General features: G+C 42.3%; 13 protein-coding genes. 6 read left to right on the top strand and 7 right to left on the bottom strand.

The features are described from left to right. Nucleotides 1-1239, bottom strand: a complete 1239-nt coding sequence (gene serA / locus IQ13_RS04205; RefSeq protein WP_144884793.1) for a phosphoglycerate dehydrogenase — start codon at nt 1237-1239, stop codon at nt 1-3. A gap of 147 nt (nt 1240-1386) precedes the next feature. Here serA and IQ13_RS04210 point away from each other — a divergent pair, with 147 nt between their 5' ends. After that, nucleotides 1387-2550 (top strand): serine hydrolase domain-containing protein, encoded by a 1164-nt coding sequence (locus IQ13_RS04210; protein ID WP_144884794.1) that lies wholly within the window; start codon nt 1387-1389, stop codon nt 2548-2550. Nucleotide 2551: 1 nt separating this feature from the next. Here IQ13_RS04210 and IQ13_RS04215 read toward each other — a convergent pair whose 3' ends face one another. From IQ13_RS04215 to IQ13_RS04240, 6 genes are all read right to left on the bottom strand, one after another. Beyond that, nucleotides 2552-3538, bottom strand: coding sequence for a cation diffusion facilitator family transporter (locus tag IQ13_RS04215; RefSeq protein ID WP_144884795.1), 987 nt, complete (start codon nt 3536-3538; stop codon nt 2552-2554). Nucleotides 3539-3623: 85 nt separating this feature from the next. Continuing rightward, complete coding sequence (locus IQ13_RS04220; RefSeq protein WP_144884796.1) at nt 3624-4406, bottom strand: DUF4397 domain-containing protein; 783 nt, start codon at nt 4404-4406, stop codon at nt 3624-3626. Nucleotides 4407-4423: 17 nt separating this feature from the next. After that, nucleotides 4424-6061 (bottom strand): SusD/RagB family nutrient-binding outer membrane lipoprotein, encoded by a 1638-nt coding sequence (locus tag IQ13_RS04225; RefSeq protein ID WP_158637301.1) that lies wholly within the window; start codon nt 6059-6061, stop codon nt 4424-4426. A gap of 11 nt (nt 6062-6072) precedes the next feature. Further along, entirely contained in the window at nt 6073-9219 is a 3147-nt protein-coding gene (locus tag IQ13_RS04230) for a SusC/RagA family TonB-linked outer membrane protein (protein WP_144884798.1), read from the bottom strand. A 39-nt stretch (nt 9220-9258) separates the two neighbouring features. Next, entirely contained in the window at nt 9259-10056 is a 798-nt protein-coding gene (locus IQ13_RS04235) for a DeoR/GlpR family DNA-binding transcription regulator (RefSeq protein WP_374728385.1), read from the bottom strand. Between the two features lie 117 nt (nt 10057-10173). Further along, nucleotides 10174-12675, bottom strand: a complete 2502-nt coding sequence (locus IQ13_RS04240; RefSeq protein ID WP_144884800.1) for a M14 metallopeptidase family protein — start codon at nt 12673-12675, stop codon at nt 10174-10176. Nucleotides 12676-12801: 126 nt separating this feature from the next. Here IQ13_RS04240 and ggt point away from each other — a divergent pair, with 126 nt between their 5' ends. From ggt to IQ13_RS04265, 5 genes are all read left to right on the top strand, one after another. Beyond that, nucleotides 12802-14499, top strand: a complete 1698-nt coding sequence (gene ggt / locus IQ13_RS04245) for a gamma-glutamyltransferase (protein WP_144884801.1) — start codon at nt 12802-12804, stop codon at nt 14497-14499. Between the two features lie 87 nt (nt 14500-14586). Then, complete coding sequence (locus IQ13_RS04250) at nt 14587-15120, top strand: DUF1572 family protein (RefSeq protein WP_144884802.1); 534 nt, start codon at nt 14587-14589, stop codon at nt 15118-15120. Continuing rightward, complete coding sequence (locus IQ13_RS04255; protein ID WP_144884803.1) at nt 15117-16154, top strand: aminotransferase class I/II-fold pyridoxal phosphate-dependent enzyme; 1038 nt, start codon at nt 15117-15119, stop codon at nt 16152-16154. Before IQ13_RS04250 ends, IQ13_RS04255 begins: the two co-directional genes overlap by 4 nt. Before the next feature lie 31 nt (nt 16155-16185). Further along, nucleotides 16186-16824 carry a porin family protein gene (locus IQ13_RS04260; RefSeq protein ID WP_144884804.1) on the top strand — a complete coding sequence of 213 codons (639 nt, stop codon included), beginning with the start codon at nt 16186-16188 and terminating at the stop codon, nt 16822-16824. A 23-nt stretch (nt 16825-16847) separates the two neighbouring features. Continuing rightward, entirely contained in the window at nt 16848-17735 is an 888-nt protein-coding gene (locus tag IQ13_RS04265) for a bestrophin family protein (RefSeq protein WP_144884805.1), read from the top strand. Nucleotides 17736-17831: the final 96 nt, after the last annotated feature.

Raw genomic sequence — 17831 nt, forward strand, 5'->3', positions numbered from 1 at the left:
TTAATAAACCATCCGCACCTTGATCGTTTCTTTTACTTCTTTTAGCAATTCAACTGCTTTTTTCGAAAGTTTACTGTCTACATCCAATACCACGTAACCGATCTGGTCGTTGGTTTTTAAATATTGTCCGAGGATGTTGATGTTATGCTTACTTAACTGTGTGTTGATCTGGCTCAATACACCCGGCACGTTCTTATGAATGTGCAGAATACGATGCGTGCCTTCCTGTACAGGTAACGCCAGCTCGGGAACAGTATGCGAGCCAATGGTGGTGCCGCCTTCTAAATACTGCACCAGTTTATTACTTACATCTTCACCAATATTCTCCTGCGCTTCTTCGGTACTGCCGCCGATATGCGGGGTAAGAATAACGTTGGGCAAATCCTGTAATGGTGTTTGAAAACGATCGCCGTTTTTCTCCGGCTCCCAGGGAAATACATCCACAGCTGCACCCGATAAATGTTTATCGAGTAAAGCCTGGCGCAATGCATCCAGATCAACCACTTCGCCACGTGCATAGTTTAGCAGGATTGCTCCTTTTTTAAACTGCTTGAGCAGGTTTTTATTGATGAGGTTTTTTGTTTGATTGGTTTCGGGAACATGCAGTGTAACGATATCCGATTTACCCAACAACTCTTTTAAATTTTTATACTGTACCGCATTGCCTAACGGAAGCTTGGTAACAACATCGTAGTAAATTACTTTCATGCCCATTGCTTCGGCTAATACACTTACCTGGCTGCCGATATTACCGTAACCGATAATACCCAAGGTTTTTCCACGCAATTCGTAACTGCCTTTGGCATCCTTGTTCCAGATACCTTCGTGTGCAGCTTTATTTTTATCAATAATTCGTCTGATGAGGATAATGCTTAAACCAACAACCAGTTCGGCCACGCTGCGTGTGTTGCTGTAAGGTGCATTCATTACCACCACACCTTTGGTTGTAGCATATTTCAAATCTACCTGGTTTACACCAATACAAAAACAACCAATAGCCTGCAGCTTTGTTGCAGCATCGAGCACCTTCTTTGTTATTTGTGTTTTTGAACGGATACCAAGCAAATGCACATCTTTAATTTCTTTGATGAGTTCTTCTTCGCTCAGTGCGCCACTCAACTTGCGTACACTTGCATAACCAAAGCTTTTAATATTTTGTACAGCTGTTTCACTGATGTTTTCCAGTAAGAGAATATTGATCTTGTCTTTTGGATAACTGGTGGTCTTTTTTTCTGCCATGACTGTAAGTATGATTTGCTTATTTTGCAGCGCAAAGATAGTCTACCAAGGCCCAATAGAATGTTAGTTTTTCAACTTTCCGTTGAAGCAGCTTGTTCGGCACTATTTTTCGTACAATCACTCAACCACCGATTTGAAATATAAAGCATGATGTTGTTCAAAAAACGAACGTTCTTTTCTATAGTACTGATCACTTTACTTGCTGCCTGCAACAGTTCTGCACACAAAAAAAATCAACAGAAAGATTTAGCATCAACAGCTGCTCCTGTTGCGCCCTTACCCGAAGCTGAATTGAAAGAGTACAGAAGAAAAATCAATAACTTTTACGATTCAAACCTGTCGCACAGTGGCTTTAACGGCTCCATGCTTGTTGCAAAAAACGGATATGTGTTGTTTGAAAAATACAATGGGCTTGTAAGGCTCCGTGGAAAAGATCCCATCAATGCTTCTACTCCGTTTCATATTGCATCGACCAGTAAAACATTTACAGCCATGGCTGTTTTAAAACTGGCTGAAGAAGGCAAGCTTAACATCAACGATTCGCTGCAGAAATTCTTTCCCGGTTTTCCATATAGCGGTATGACGGTTAAAATGCTCTTGAACCAGCGAAGCGGTTTACCCAACTACGGTTACTATCTCGAAAAAATAAACTGGGATAAAAAGGTAAACGTTACCAATAAAGATGTGCTGCAAACGCTCATTACCTACAAGCCAGAGTTAGCGAATGCAATTAATCGCCGGTTTAATTATTCCAACACCAATTTTGCATTGCTGGCACTGATTATTGAAGCTGTATCGGGTAAATCGTATGCCGATTATCTGCAGACAACCTTCTTTACGCCTTTGCAAATGACGAATACAAAAGTGTACAACCATGCCGATTCTGCAACGGTAACACCAAGCTATATGTGGAATGGCGTACAGGAAGCATTTACCTTTTTGGATCTTACTTACGGCGATAAAAATATTTACAGCACTGTGCGTGACTTGCTGAAATGGGACCAGGCATTATATACCAACCAATTGTTTAAACAATCAACACTCGATTCTGCATTTCAGCCTTACAGCTTCGAACGTCCCGGTATACATAACTATGGTTTTGGCTGGCGGATGTACACACTGTCGCCAAGCAAAAAAATTGTCTATCACAACGGATGGTGGCATGGTAACAATGCAACCTTCTACCGTGTGTTACCCGACTCATTAACGATCATCATCCTCGGCAATAAGTTTAACCGCAACATTTATCGTGTAAAACCCTTAATTGAATCGTTAACCGATCTGCATTTCTCCTACGAAGCAGAAGAATAAATTATTCGGGGAAAGCATGTTTTTTATTTGGCAGTAAATTTTCCTTACTCCATTCGATCTGTTGCTGAAACGGAAGTTTGCGCACCGGGCATTCGGTTAACAAACAGTGCCTGCAGCTGGAGCTGATGCAGGGATCGGTATGGATAAAAAATTCAATACTCCCCTTTTGAAAATTTGTATTCAGTACGGTATCAAGTTTTGTTAACTCATCATGCACCTGTTCTAACGAATAATAATACGGCATGGTTACATGACAATCGACATGATAGTAATTGCCAAAACGTTGCACACGCATATTGTGCACATCAATCCATTCGGATTTTCTGTTCAGTTTTAAAATATCAACGAGCTCATCTACCACTTTCATATCTACCTCATCCATCAAACCTTTAACCGATTTACTCATCAACCGAAAGCCGGTAAAAATAATTACTGCTGCTGCAAATACCGATGCCAACGGATCAATCCATGTATAACCGGTCAGCAAAATCAACACAACTGCCACCAATACACCAATGCTGGAGTAACTATCGCTGAGGATGTGTTTGCCGTTGCCTGTTAATGTAAGACTATTGCGCTTTTTACCAGTTTGCACCAAGAAATAACCCAGTATAAAATTAGCTGCACCACCGGCTACTGTTAGCCATAAACCGGCTGTTAACCCTTTGAGATTTTGCGGATGAATAAAGCCTTGCACCGCCTGCACCAGGATGCCGACGCCTGCAATGAGGATCATCGCTCCCTCGAAACCAATGGAGAAAAATTCGATCTTACCATGACCGTAAGGATGCTCGGTATCTCTTGGCTTGTTCGACAGATAAATGCTGTACCACGCAAATGCAGCAGCTGCTACATTGATGATCGACTCCAACGCATCACTCAATATCACCAACGAACCTGTAATTGCCCACGCTACAAATTTTACAGCACAGATGAAAATGCTGATGATAAAGGAAAGACGGATGTAAAAGAGGTCGCTGCGTTTCAATTACAGTTCAATTAATATTCAGCAAAACAACACATTTTATTGCATAAAAAAAGGGCGTGTTTTGCAACACGCCCTTTTTGCTTTTTTACTGATTGTAGATAAGGCTGACTAAACGCCTTCTCGGCTCAGCTGTAGAGGTTGATGTAATGGCATTATACCCTCTTGCCAATACCGTAAACACCCGCTGATTTGACAGCGATGATGCATTGGCGTAAGTAACAAGATTTGTAGTACCACCTGCTACCCGGATAGCCCATGTTGAAGAGGCATTATTTGTGGGCAAAACAAACGAAGGGCTTACACCTTTGTACGGAATTGCTGATGCTACTTTTACACTACCAATGTAGAGATCGAGACCTGTGGGTACATCGGGCATCATATTTACAAACTTAAAAATTACAAAACCAGAGTCTGGCGCTGTTAACGAATCCTCAACCAAAAGACTGGTGGTGTTTGCACTTGTATCGGCAAAATACAAGGAATATTTTTTACCCGCTGCAACGGTTTGCTGCACATTAGCCAGTTGCAAAGAATCGACATTGGTACCAAACTTCGGCACCGCAACAGCAAAGCTGTTTTGGCCTGCTGTTACACGAAGATAGTCTGCTGTACTACCGCCACCTGTATTTAAACCTCCTCCCGGAAAAGGCGTGAACGTTGTTAATGTACTGCTCACGATCTGATCATTTACTTTGATGTAAATACGGGGATTAGACCGATAGAAAGAAGCAAACATCACTTTTACCTGTGCTTCATTTGCTGTAAGTTTATTTACCTCTGTTGTATTCAGTTCATTTTTTTCGCAGGCTGTAAAAAGAACCAGCACAGCTGCAAAAAAACAGATGAGTTGAAAAAATCTGTTTCGCATATGTAATAGTTTAAAAATTAAGGTAAGCTGAACCACATTTCTTTTGTATGATAATCTGCTGCTGTTCCTCCTATACGGATCAACTCATCCAGATTCCATACATACTCGGAATTATAACGTGGCCTTATACGTGTTGCCAGTTTACCGTTATTTGTTGCAGGTATAGCTGTTGGTACAATAAATCCTTTGTAAACAGGTTGACCTGTAACAGGATCAAGATCGGTATAATGATAACGACGCATATCCACCCATGTTTCGGTAAAGCCCCAACCCCACAATGCAATATATTTTTGCAGCATGATATCAGTAAGCGTAAGTGCAGCAGCATTTTGCTTTACGTTCCCACTTGCAAGATATGCGGTACGCTGTGCTGCAGAAATAATGGTTGTGTTATAAATAGGCACATTACTTCTTGGATAAACAGCACGGTTAATAAAATCGAAATGACCGTTAATACCGTTCAGGTAAGCCTGGTAAGCAGTCGCATCCGGACCACCGGCTTTTCTGTAAGCAGCTTCCGCTTTCATGAATTGCAGTTCACTGTACGTCATAACAGGCGATACGGCTTTATCACGAAACAGGTATTTACCACGTGAAGGGTCGAAACGACTTGCACTTGGATTTGCGTACAACGAATCGCCAAACGGTGCTGCTACACGTTTATTGAGTGTATTCGGATCGGCAAGGCCTGGCTCCAATGCGTAATAACCTCCGTTACCGTTTGTAGTATCGTTCGAAGCGCAAAGCATATGACGTAAACGGGGATCTCGGTTAATTCCAGCAGTACTTCCGGTAAACGTTGTGCCGTCGAGTAACTGAACAATCATTTTCGTTTGACGGAAAGAACTCAGGTTATCACGATAAGTACCAAAGAAGTTTGAGTCGTCATTTTTGGTTGCATCAAACGGCACCACAAAATCATCTTGTGTATTTGCAAACGAACGATCAACATAATAAATCACCGAATCAGCCATGTACGACGACTTGTTGGTCATACGGTGAAAGTTTTTTGCAAGCAGACCATTTACAAACTTGATCCATTTTGCATTGCTGCCATCATAAATGTAATCGCCTCTTACCAACAAAGAATTCGACGGACTCAGATCAGTACGTTGCAGGTAAAATAAAGCGAGCTTACATAATGAATCGATGCCTTTGTATACAACCTGCTGATCGTCGTATTTAAACATCGATGTATTTTCCTTAAATGCTTCTGTGTAAATAATTTCACCATACTCATCGGTACACATCTGGAAAATCATTGCCTTTAACGCATAAGCAGCACCAACATAGTCCCACTGCCCTTTGCGTTTACCATTATCAATAATGTAATTCAGGTTTGCGCCTAAACCATAATAACACTGACGCCAGATATCGCCGCCTACATCCGACGGGTTGGGATAGTTTTGATGACCATGAACATCCCATGCATTTCCCGCAGCATTCTGCGCAAAATTCTGAATGTATTTTGATACGTAACGTGCATCGTACTGCGTACCTCTTGGTATGGCAGCTAACATAGCCGGAAATACAGACGATACATCGGGCTGTTGCGGAGTATCCGGATCGGAGTTGATGTCGAGATATTTCTTACAGCTTGTTGCGTTAATCAACACAGCCGAAAGAAGCAGTATATGAAGAAGTTTCTTTTTCATGTTCATAGAATTTAAAATTTAATAGCGCAACCAAAGTTGAAACCACGTGGAATACTTAATGCACCATAATCAATACCGGCACCGCCAAAGCCACGGTTTGAAGCAGTGTTTGCGTTAACTGCAGGATCGGCACCGCTGTAATTCGTAATCATCAGTAAATCTGTTCCTGTAAAGTATACCGATGCTGATTTAATAAATTTCACTCCCGAAAGCATGCGTGCAGGTAGCGTGTAACGCAATGTAACATCACGCAAACGTGCCCAGCTTACATTTTCAACAAAATCTTCTTCTGTTGCAGCTGTTGTGCTTGAGTAGAACGATGAATTGTACATTGGTGTAACTGCAATTGTATTCTTTGTAGGATTAGCTGTATTTTCCAAACCATCCTGCAATACACCTTCAATTACACGTGGCGTTTCACGGTCGAGTGTTTTAACACTGTAACCGGTTAAGTAAAGAAAATATTCTGTTGCATTAAACACATCACCACCTTTTCTGAAATCGATATTAAAAGATAAATCGAACTGCTTGTAACGAATATTATTTACCCAACCTAATTTAAACTGAGGCTGACGGTCTCCTACTGTTTTAAAATCATTATCACGAACAGGCAACCCTGTTGTTGGACTGATCAACACCTGGCCAGCATTATTACGGGCCACAGTGTTTGCTGCCATGTTACCAATTTTTGCACCAGGGAAATACTGCGAACGCAGATTACCAAATACCCATGTATCAGAATCGTAATAAGTGGGTAATCCTGCAGGCATTGTTTTCACAGTGCCTACGTTACGATCGAAGTTGAAGATCGTTTCCCAACGGAAGTCTTTTGTTTCAACCGGCGTACCTGCAAGCTGCACTTCAATACCTTTGTTTTCTACTTCACCACCATTAAACCATTTTATTACAAAACCGGTACCGTACGATGCACGTGCAGCAAGAATCTGGTTTTTGCTCAGCAATTGGTAACGTGCCACATCCAAACGCACACGACCTTTAAACATCGACAACTCTGCACCATACTCGAGGTTATTTGAACGTTCAGGAACGAGATCAAAGTTGTTACCGGTAACATCGTAAGCAAAACCACCACCTGTAGTAACCTGGCTGGTGAAACGATAGTCGATGATGTATGGTAAAGAAGGACTTTTACCTGTTGTTGCATACGAAATACGGCCTTTGGCAAGATTAAGCCAGGGCAACGCTTCTTTTACGCCTTTAATATCGGAAAGCACGAAACTTAATGAAGAAGAACCATAGTTAAAGAATGGATCTTTATCAACCACACTCGACATAAACGTTGATGAACCTTCACGGCTGCCTGCCAATGATAAGTAAACAAATTTATAGCCCAGAATATAGTTACCGAAGAAACGTACTTTGCGGATGTTGTTGATAGCAGTACGTGCATCACGAGAAAGAGGATCGGTATTATTGATACCCAGGAAATCACGCTCATAAAAACGTTCCCCTTTTTGCGATTCAATTTTGGTGTAGTTGTTCTCCATATAAAAACCTGCAGTAAAGGAGTTACTGAAATCGCCGAACTTTTTAGTTGCAGTGGCTTTCAGTGTATTACTGAAGTTGCGTGTAGTTTGCTGGTAAAGCGAATAGAATCCGTTACCTGCCAAACCAAAACGTGAAAGCGGATGAACAGCCAGTGTACCGTATTGGGTATAATAGTCTATACCTGTAACCGCACCCAGGTTTAACCAGCTTGTAACATCGTACGAAAGGTTCAGATTACCAGTTAATCGATCCACTTTGTCCATACCCGGATTCTTGTATACATCCCACATAGGATTATCATATTCCAGGTTAAGATTGGTGATATTGCGTAATGGGATTTTTGTTCCATCCGGCTTTTGAAAATTGCGGACGTCTGAAGTTACAGGCCATGTTAACAATGTAAGTAAATAGCCCCCTGCTCCTTTACTCGCTTTATCGGTAGTGCTGCTTACATAGTTCATACTGGTTGATAACCGTAATTTGTTACCAATTTTTGTAGAACCCATTAAACGTGCAGTAATCCTCTCGAAACCAGTGTTGGGAACAACACCTTGCTGGTTGGTGTAATTGGTTGAAAAACGATACGTCGCTACATCACTTCCTCCTTCAACATTAATATTATGTTGTTGTGTAAATCCGTTGCGGAAAAAGTTTTCGGCATTATCAAACGTTTTTAACCCAGTCTGCAGCTTTGGACCAAAGGCTGCAGGAATACCTGCACCGGTAGAACTTCCCAATACCGAAAAAGGATTGGTTGTAAAGTTCGGATCATATATACCATTGTTACCTAAACCATATACTTTTTGTACTTCAGGAAAACGATATACATTTTCAACACGGAAAGAATTATCGTATGATACTGATGCTTTACCCGACTTTCCCTTCTTTGTGGTAATTACAATTGCACCCGATGCACCATCTGCACCATAAAGAGCAGTTGCTTCCGGGCCTTTTAGAATGGTTACGTTTTCAATATCATCAGGATTAATATCCATTGCACGGTTACCATAATCGGAGTTTCTGTTTGCAAACGAAACCGAACCGCCAACAAGGTTCTCCTGATTCAATGTCTGGTTATCGTAAGGAACACCATCAACTACAAACAGCGGTTGGTTATTACCTCCGATGGAAGTAGCACCACGCAATACGATCTGTGATGATGCGCCCGGCACACCAGAAGAAGGTGTTATTGTTGCACCGGCAACACGGCCTGCAAGAGAGTTGACAAAGTTTTCACGACGGGTACCTGCGATATCATCACCATCAACCACCTGTGTAGAATAACCGAGCGATTTCTTTTCTCTTCGGATACCGTAGGCTGTTACAACCACTTCACCTAAACTGGCTTTAGATGCTCGCAATGTAACAGTAATAGTAGCGCTGGTACCAACACGAACAGTTTGTTCCTCGTAGCCAATATAGCTTACCACTAATGTTGCGCCGCTTGCTGCACTAATCGTAAACACACCGGAGGCGTTTGTGGTTACAGAGCGGTTTGTACCTCTTACCGAAACTGTAGCACCTGGTAGCGGTGTGTTCTCTTCGGAAAGAACAGTTCCTGTTATCGTTTTATCCTGACCCAAAACCAATAAGGGCAACCAGAAAAACAGCAATAACAGCTTGTCTTTGCATTTCAACAGTTTTCTCATGATCCAGTTTTATTTTGGTTGTTTAAGAATACAAAAATGTTACAAAACAATTACCCCAGCTTTGTGGTAATCGCTTAATCGTTTATCATCGGGTGGTAATTCGGTAATCAGATGTGTGATTTTGTCGAGACCACAGATCCGTAAGGGTTGCGAACTGTTGAGCTTTTCGGAAATGCTCAAACACACTACTTTTTTTGATGCTTCGATCATTTCCCGTTTCAGGTTGGCCACTTCCCAATCGTTTTCTGTTACGCCGCTTTTACTGTCAATGGCATTGATACCTAAAAAACAGATATCGGCATTCAACTGCCGTATTTTACTGATGGCTTCGGAACCACAGGTGATCTTTGAGTCTTTCAAAATTTTATCGCCAATCATCACGACATCTATCGATGGATGTTTCAGGTATTCATTTACAGCAGGAATACTGCCGGTCATAAATGTTGCACGCAACTGCGGTGGTAACACTTTTGCCATTTCAACAATGGTTGTACCTCCACCGGTTAAAACAAACATTCCGTTCTCTACTAATGAAACTGCCTTTTCTGCAATGATGCGTTTTTTTTCGGGAGAGTATAAATGATCGCTTGAAAACTGAACTTCGCTGAAGGAAAGCGACAATGCACCGCCATGCACTTTTATTAATTTCTCTGCAGCTGAAAGCTCCTGCAGGTCTCTGCGAATCGTATCTTCCGACACTTCCATGATCTGGCACAAATCGTTCGACAAAACCTTGTTGTGCAGGTTTAGCTGATGCATGATGAAGGCGTGTCGTTCTTTTTTAAGCACAGTTTTGGTTTGAAGTTCAATATACAAATTAGCTGCAAAAAACCGCACAAACTCTCAACAACTTGCAGAAATGTGGAAAACTATTGGGTATTAGTTTCCGTTTTGCGCAACAAAAAACCCTGAAAGAAGATCTTTCAGGGTTTTCGTTATGGAGATAAAAACGGCTTAGAAGAACACTGCATTACACAGCATCAACTTACCGTTTTCCCAGAAGTTGCGGAACATAATATCATCAGTTAAATAAATAACCGAACCACGGCCAATGTTTTGTGCGCCAAAGAGCAAACCATCTTTCAAACGGTTTTGCAATTTGCTGCCCACAAAACCTGCAAGCTGATTTTCTTTTTTCAGCACACCAACATTCCAGCCATTGCCATTCATGAACTCGTAAATATTATCATCCATTTTTAACGTGTAGTAATATTCAGGATATCCAAATGCCAACGGATGCGTGTTATCCAATTGTACTTTGTAAATAGAGCCTGGCGTCATCGTGCTTACAAAATCACGCTCACGGTTTTCGTAAGATGCCAATGCCTGGTAAGGATCTTTACTATTATCCCCTTCTGCCTTTTTCGATTTCAATCCCCAATCTAAACGTGCAAATGCTGCAACTGCAGACTCAAGTGCAATTACTTTACCTCCTTTGCTTACCCACTCTTTCAATTCGTCTGTTGATGATTTATCGCTCATGAAACGATAGTTACCATCGGGCATAATGATGACATCTGTTTTTGCCCAATCGATACGGCTGAAATCGTTGGCATATACCAGCGATACAGGATACTCGAGTTGCTTATCAAAGAAATGCCAGATTTCACCTGCACCAAGGCTGCTTACGCCTTCGCCTGTAAGCAATACAACACGTTTCATTTTAAAAGGTGTTACCAAATCGCTACCAAAATCGCCACCATTATCAACAAAGCCTGTTGTTACAGGATAGAGTTTTACATTGTTCGCATTTGCAGCATCAACAACATGTTTCCATAAATCTGCCCCGAAAGCCTGATTACTCGTCTTCATTACAATAACAGATCCACGATCGAATTTCTGTCCATTTACTTCAAAGGGCACTTCGCTGTATCGAAGCGTAATACCTTTTTGCAATAACTGGCCGGTTGTTTTAGCACTTTGCAAACCTTCCCATTTAATGACATACGCATATACATCACCTGTAGTATTTACAACAGCCGCAGGTTTTTGATATGCAGTTGGGTTAATACGGTCTTTCGTTGCAAAAGCCTGTAACCCGTATGCATACGGCAAACTCCATGCGGTAATATCATAGGTTGCAGAATCGCTGAGTTTCGATTTTGGTTCCAGCAATGCCTGCACCATGGCAGAGCGTGGTTGAAATGCACTCACCACAACATCACCATTGGCGACAGAAAAACTTTCTTCTTTGGCAGTAAAGTAATTATAGCCTTTGCCGTTTCCAGTAGCTGTGCCATACTCAATACCATTCTTTTCCAGCAATTGCAACAATGCCTGCAAGCGATCGGCATCTTTCGGATTGTTTTTGATGATATAGGTTTTATACTCACCAAAACCGCCGCTTACAGCCCTGTTAAAAAACTTACGGTATTCAGTAATGAGTTTCGATGCATTGATGGATGCAATTTCGATGGTGCTCATTCCTGTTGTAAAATGATGGATTGCACGATCGTACAAGGTAAGTGTATCGCCTTCTTCGGTTAAAGCAGTTGCACCACCTGCCGGGCCACCACCCTGCTCATACGTCATACCAATTGCACCATTGTAGGTAGGATATGTATCGCCGTAAGAAGGATAGAATAAATCGAAACGAAGTTTGGTGAAGTATAACCAGCCATTTGCATCAAAATATTTTGCATGGCTCTTACCGATCGTTGTTTGAAAATCTCTTTGCCATTGTGTAATTATTTCGTGGTAAGGTTCTGCTGCCGGCGCAAAGTAGTAAGGTTCGTTAATGCCTTGCTCATGATAATCGACATGTATCTGCGGCATCCATTGATTGTATAATTTCAAACGTTGCTGACTTTCAACCTGTGTTTGCCAGGCCCAGTCACGGTTTAAATCGAAATTATAATGGTTACTTCTGCCACCCGGCCATGGATCACGGTGTTCACGAGTATCCATACGTGGCGTAGCCTTAACACCTACAACCGAATTAAACCAGTTTACATAACGGTCACGGCCATCCGGATTGATGCAGGGATCCATCACCACCACGGTATTCTTTAACCACTCTTTTATTTTTGTATTGGCCGGATCAACCAGTGCCCACACCGTCATCAATGCTGCTTCGCTGCTCGATGTTTCGTTACCGTGTACATTGTAGCTTAACCAAACAATCGGTGCTGCATTTTCGTTTGGTGCCGCTTTATCTCTGCTGAGATTAGCTAACCGCAGGTTGTTGGCACGGATGGCTTCAAGGTTGTTCATGTTTTCTTCCGAAGAAATAAAAGCAACCATCAGCGGACGACCTTCGTTGGTTTGGCCATACTGCTGAAGTTTAACTGTTTTAGGTGCATTGGCAGCCACATGCTGGAAATAGCTGACAATTTTCCAATGCGGCGTGTAACGGGTTCCGATTTTGTAACCAAGAAACTGCTCAGGACTTTGCAATTGTGCAGAGGCCTGCCCAACCAAAGCAAGTAAAAGAATCAGGGAAAGAATTTTTCTCATAACGTAAAAATATGTTGCAAATGTAAGCATGGTGTTTAGTGGCGGCTTGCCACTTATCACAACTTTATTAACTGCCAAGATAGGTTGCTTTCAGCCGAAAAAATTAATTTCGGTAAAATTTCGGGCATGAGATCATTCGCAGCAATGCTTTTGTTGTTTATTACTTTAACAACGGAAGCACAGTATAATCCTTACCAGTACAGCATTACCAAAAAAGCAGAAGTAGCAAATGGAGCAGTTGTTAGCGCCCACCCTCTTGCAAGTAAAGTAGGCGTTGCAATATTAAAGAAAGGCGGCAACGCATTCGATGCTGCTATTGCAACACAACTGGCACTGGCGGTTGTGTATCCTGGTGCCGGCAATATTGGCGGCGGAGGTTTTTTGGTAGCAACAACCCCTAACAACGAATACGTTGCGTTAGACTATCGGGAGAAAGCACCTGCTGCTGCAAATCGTGATATGTATCTCGATAAAGACGGTAATGCACAAACGAACCTGAGCCAGAACGGACATTTGGCATCGGGCGTACCCGGTACCGTTGCGGGTTTATTTTCCACACATAAATACGCAAAGCTTCCTTTTAAACTATTAATACAACCCGCAATCGACTTAGCTGAAAAAGGTTTTGTTATTACTGAAGCCGAAGCCAACAGTTTAAATAATTATGCCGGTGATTTTATTCGGTACAGCAGCAAGCCTAACGCTTTTATTAAATATGGCGGATGGAAAGCAGGTGACACGTTGATTCAAAAAGAATTGGCCAATACGCTCAAACGTATTCGTGATTTTGGACAGAAAGGTTTTTATGAAGGTGAAACGGCCAGGTTGATTGTTTCAGAAATGAAACGTGGTGGTGGTTTTATTACGCTGGCAGATTTAAAGAATTACCAAACGGCCAAACGTGAAGCCATGGTTTCGAAATACAAGGACTATACAATCATCGGAATGCCGCTTGTGAGCAGCGGTGGTATTCTTATTCAGCAAATGATGGGCATGGTTGAAAACAGAAATATTGCACAATATGGTTTTCATTCGCCACAGGCTGTGCAGTTAATGGTTGAAATTGAACGCAGAGCTTATGCCGACCGTGCAGAGTTTCTGGGCGACCGTGATTTTGTAAAAGTGCCGGTGAAAAAACTTACTTCACCCGAATACTTACGGGAACGCATGGCCGATTATAATGCAACCAAACCCGGCAACAGTAAAACAACAACACATGGCAATGCCAATCCTGAAAGTGAAGAGACTACGCACTTAAGTGTGTATGATCAATTCGGCAATGCAGTTTCTGTTACAACCACACTCAACGGTGGTTATGGCAGCCGAACTGTTGTTGGCGATGCAGGCTTTTTATTGAATAACGAAATGGACGATTTCAGCATTAAGCCCGGTGTACCGAATATGTACGGCGCATTAGGTACAGAAGCCAATGCCATTGCGCCTAACAAGCGCATGCTCAGTTCCATGACGCCCACTATTGTTTTGAAAGAAGGCAAACCCTATTTGGTGATTGGCTCGCCCGGAGGCACCACTATTCCAACACAAGTGTACCAGGTGTTGCTGAATACACTGGAGTTTAATCTAAGTCTGGAAGATGCGGTTTGGAAACCACGCTTCCATCACCAATGGTTGCCCGATGTAGTTTATGTTGAGAAGAATTTTCCTGCAGATACAAGAGAGAAATTAAAAGCCATGGGCTACGAAATTGTAGTACGTGGAAACATCGGTCGCTTTGAAGCAATCAAGATCACACGCAATGCTGCTGCTGTAAAAATTGAAGCAGTGGCCGACAACCGTGGCGATGATCATGCAGAAGGATATTAGCAAGTACGACGGAAAGGCACAAGTAAAACAAAACAGAAACAAGAATGAGAGTGCAAAACATTCACCATTCACTATTCACCATTGACTATGACATTCGCTGAAACTTTTTTAAACTCCTACATCAAACGGGCGCTGGGTTACAAAGAACTGGCCGATAAAACATTTGCACAATTAAGTGATGCAGATTTTCATTTTCAGCCAAACGAAGCAAGCAACAGTATTGCAGTTATTGTGCAGCATGTGGCAGGCAATATGCGCAGTCGCTTCACCAACTTTCTTACCGAAGATGGCGAGAAAGCATGGCGCAAACGTGATGAAGAATTTGAAGATCAACAATGGAATAAAGAAACATTGCTGCAACGATGGAACGAAGGCTGGGATTGCTACATCAACGCAGTGCAGCAATTAACTGCAGATGATCTGTTGAAAACTATTACCATCCGCAGCGAAGGCTTAACAGTAATTGATGCTTTGAACAGACAACTGTCGCATTACCCCTATCATATCGGGCAGATTGTTTACATTGGCAGGATGATCAAAAACAACGACTGGCAAAGTTTATCAATCGCAAAAGGCCAATCGCAACAGTTTAACGATCAAATGCAGCACAAACATTCATGATCACTTTACAACACATACCCGGCCGAACTACCATCATCGATGGAAAGGAATACCTATTTTTTTCCGGTTATTCTTATCTTGGTTTAGGTGTGTTGCCCGAGTTTACTGATTTGGTAAAGAAAGGAATTGACCTATATGGTGTGGTATATCCTTCCTCACGTATCTCTAATACACAGCTCGATCTCTATACAAGAATGGAAGAACAGTTGGCTGCATTTGTACAAACCGAAGACGCAGCCTGTGTTTCTTCTGGCTTTCTTTCGGCACGAACAGCAGTGGAAGTAGTTGCAGAAGAAATGCAGGTGTATGCCTTCCAGCATACACACCCTGCCTCATCGGCCATGGCAGCGATGCAGCCAATACCTGAAAATCAAAGCTGGGAAGAGTTCTTACGGCAACGGGCAGCCGCAAATGAATACCGCTTTGCTGTGGCGGCCGACAGTATGTACATCACTCCCGGCCACATCAACGATTTTTCTTTCTTAAAAAATACACCCGCTCGTTTCACTATCACACTCATCATTGATGATTCGCATGGAATCGGGTGGCTAGGAAAAGATGGCCGGGGCATCCGTTCAGTGCTTACGCTGCCCGGCAATATCGAACTGCTGCTAAACTTTTCCCTGTCAAAAGCATTTCACATGAATGGCGGAGCTGTTTGCGGCTCACGCAAATGGATAAACGCAGTTCGCCGTCACGTAAACTATGCTACCAGTACACCGTTTATGCCGGCACTCGCCTATGCCTTTACACAGGCAAGCGATTTGTTTCAACAACAACGGCTAAAACTTCATCAAAACATCGAATATTTGCAAAAGCTAACTTCAAACCATACATTTGTGGCCAATGAAGGAACGCCTGTATTTGTTGTAGCCAAAAAAGGCATTGCACAACATCTTTTGCAAAACAACACAATCATTTCATCCTTCGGCTATCCCAATCCTGAAGACGATCCTGTAAACAGGGTTGTTGTGAATGCCCTCCATACCAAATCCGATTTCGAAAGACTTGTTCATTTACTGGAAGCATTTTAAACTTCCGGCTGCAATCACTAAAAATTAAACAATGAAATCGCTTCTGCTTACCGCAACTATCTGCTTATTTCTTTCGGCTGCATCAACTGCACAAACACTTGGTAAAATTGAATACGGTATTAAGGCTGGCTACAACCATGTATTCTCTAAATTTTCCGCTGCAAAAACAACCGGCTTTTCGGGCGGCTATGCAGGTGTACAAATGAAAATACCCTTCGACAACCGTTTGTTTTTTACTCCACAGGTAGATCTTAACTATCGTGGCATGAAAACAAATGCACTGCCTGCAGGCACTTACAGCAAAATAAGTGAAGTGCAATTACGTCTGATGCCTCTTTTGCAAATCGATTTTAAACATCCTGATAAAAAAGAAAACAGCTTATTTGTAATGCTTGGACCATCGCTGGGCTTTGGTCTTGCGGGTAACCAAACCAAACAGGATGGAGCCGGTGTTCCGCAAGAAGGTAAGCTGAAATATGGCTTTCAGCATTACGGACAGTATGATGCAGCATGGCATACAGGTCTTGGCTTTGAAACAACATCCGGTTTACGATTACTGGTTGATTATACGTTCGTATTCGGAAACATGATCAATACCGACGATGCACCCGGCTTGCGTTACCACACTGTAAGTGCAGGCATTGGTTATTGGTTTGGCCGCAAAAAATAAGAACTTCGTCTTATACAGTTATTATGATCGGTTACAATCCTAAAGAGTGGTTTACGTTTTTATTCCATCTGCACAAGTCAGATACCTTACGTAAGCTATCGCCCCTTTTGCTGGGCGTGGCCATTTACTCTGGCATTATTGCCGTACTGGAAGTAGAAGTGTTCCGTTTATCAGAAAACAATCATCTCAAAAACATACCGCTCATGCATAGCCTGCTGGGCTTTGCCATTTCTATGTTACTGGTGTTTCGTACAAATACTGCTTACGACCGCTGGTGGGAAGGACGCAAACTCTGGGGAGCTTTGGTAAACAACAGTCGCAACCTTTCCATTAAACTTGCGGCAATATTAAAAGAGGATGATAAAGCCAACCGCACTTTTTTCAGCAGCAGTATTGCGTTTTATGCATACAGCCTGTTGAACCACCTGCAACAGGAAAGCACAAAGACAGCACTGTTCGATGAAGATGATCATGGTCATGTAATAGCAGGTATTGATCAGGGTAAACATATACCCAACCAGGTAGCGGCACAATTGTTCAAGCGGGTGCACAGTTTGCACAAACAGGAGAAAATTACCGGCGATGAGTTGATTGTGCTGAATGCAGAACTGCACTCGTTCACCGATATCTGCGGTGCCTGCGAACGCATTAAAAACACACCCATCCCTTTTTCGTACAGCGTCTTTATTAAGAAATTCATCTTTTTCTATGTAATGACGCTGCCCTTCGGCTTTGTGTTCAGCATGGGTTATTACGTAATACCTGTTGTAACCTTTGTATTTTATGTGCTGGCAAGTCTTGAACTGGTGGCCGAAGAAATTGAAGATCCGTTTGGGATTGATGCCAACGATCTGCCCATGGAGAAAATTGCTTCCAACATTAAAAAGCATGTACAGGAGCTATTACATTAAACTCTCCTCCGATTAGGATTAACGGTCTGCATTGTTTGATTTTGTTTTGTTAATTGTGGTATTGAATTTGCCGTAACAGGCCGAATGGTTATTTTT

The organism is Lacibacter cauensis, assembly GCF_007830055.1.
GTDB lineage: Bacteria > Bacteroidota > Bacteroidia > Chitinophagales > Chitinophagaceae > Lacibacter > Lacibacter cauensis.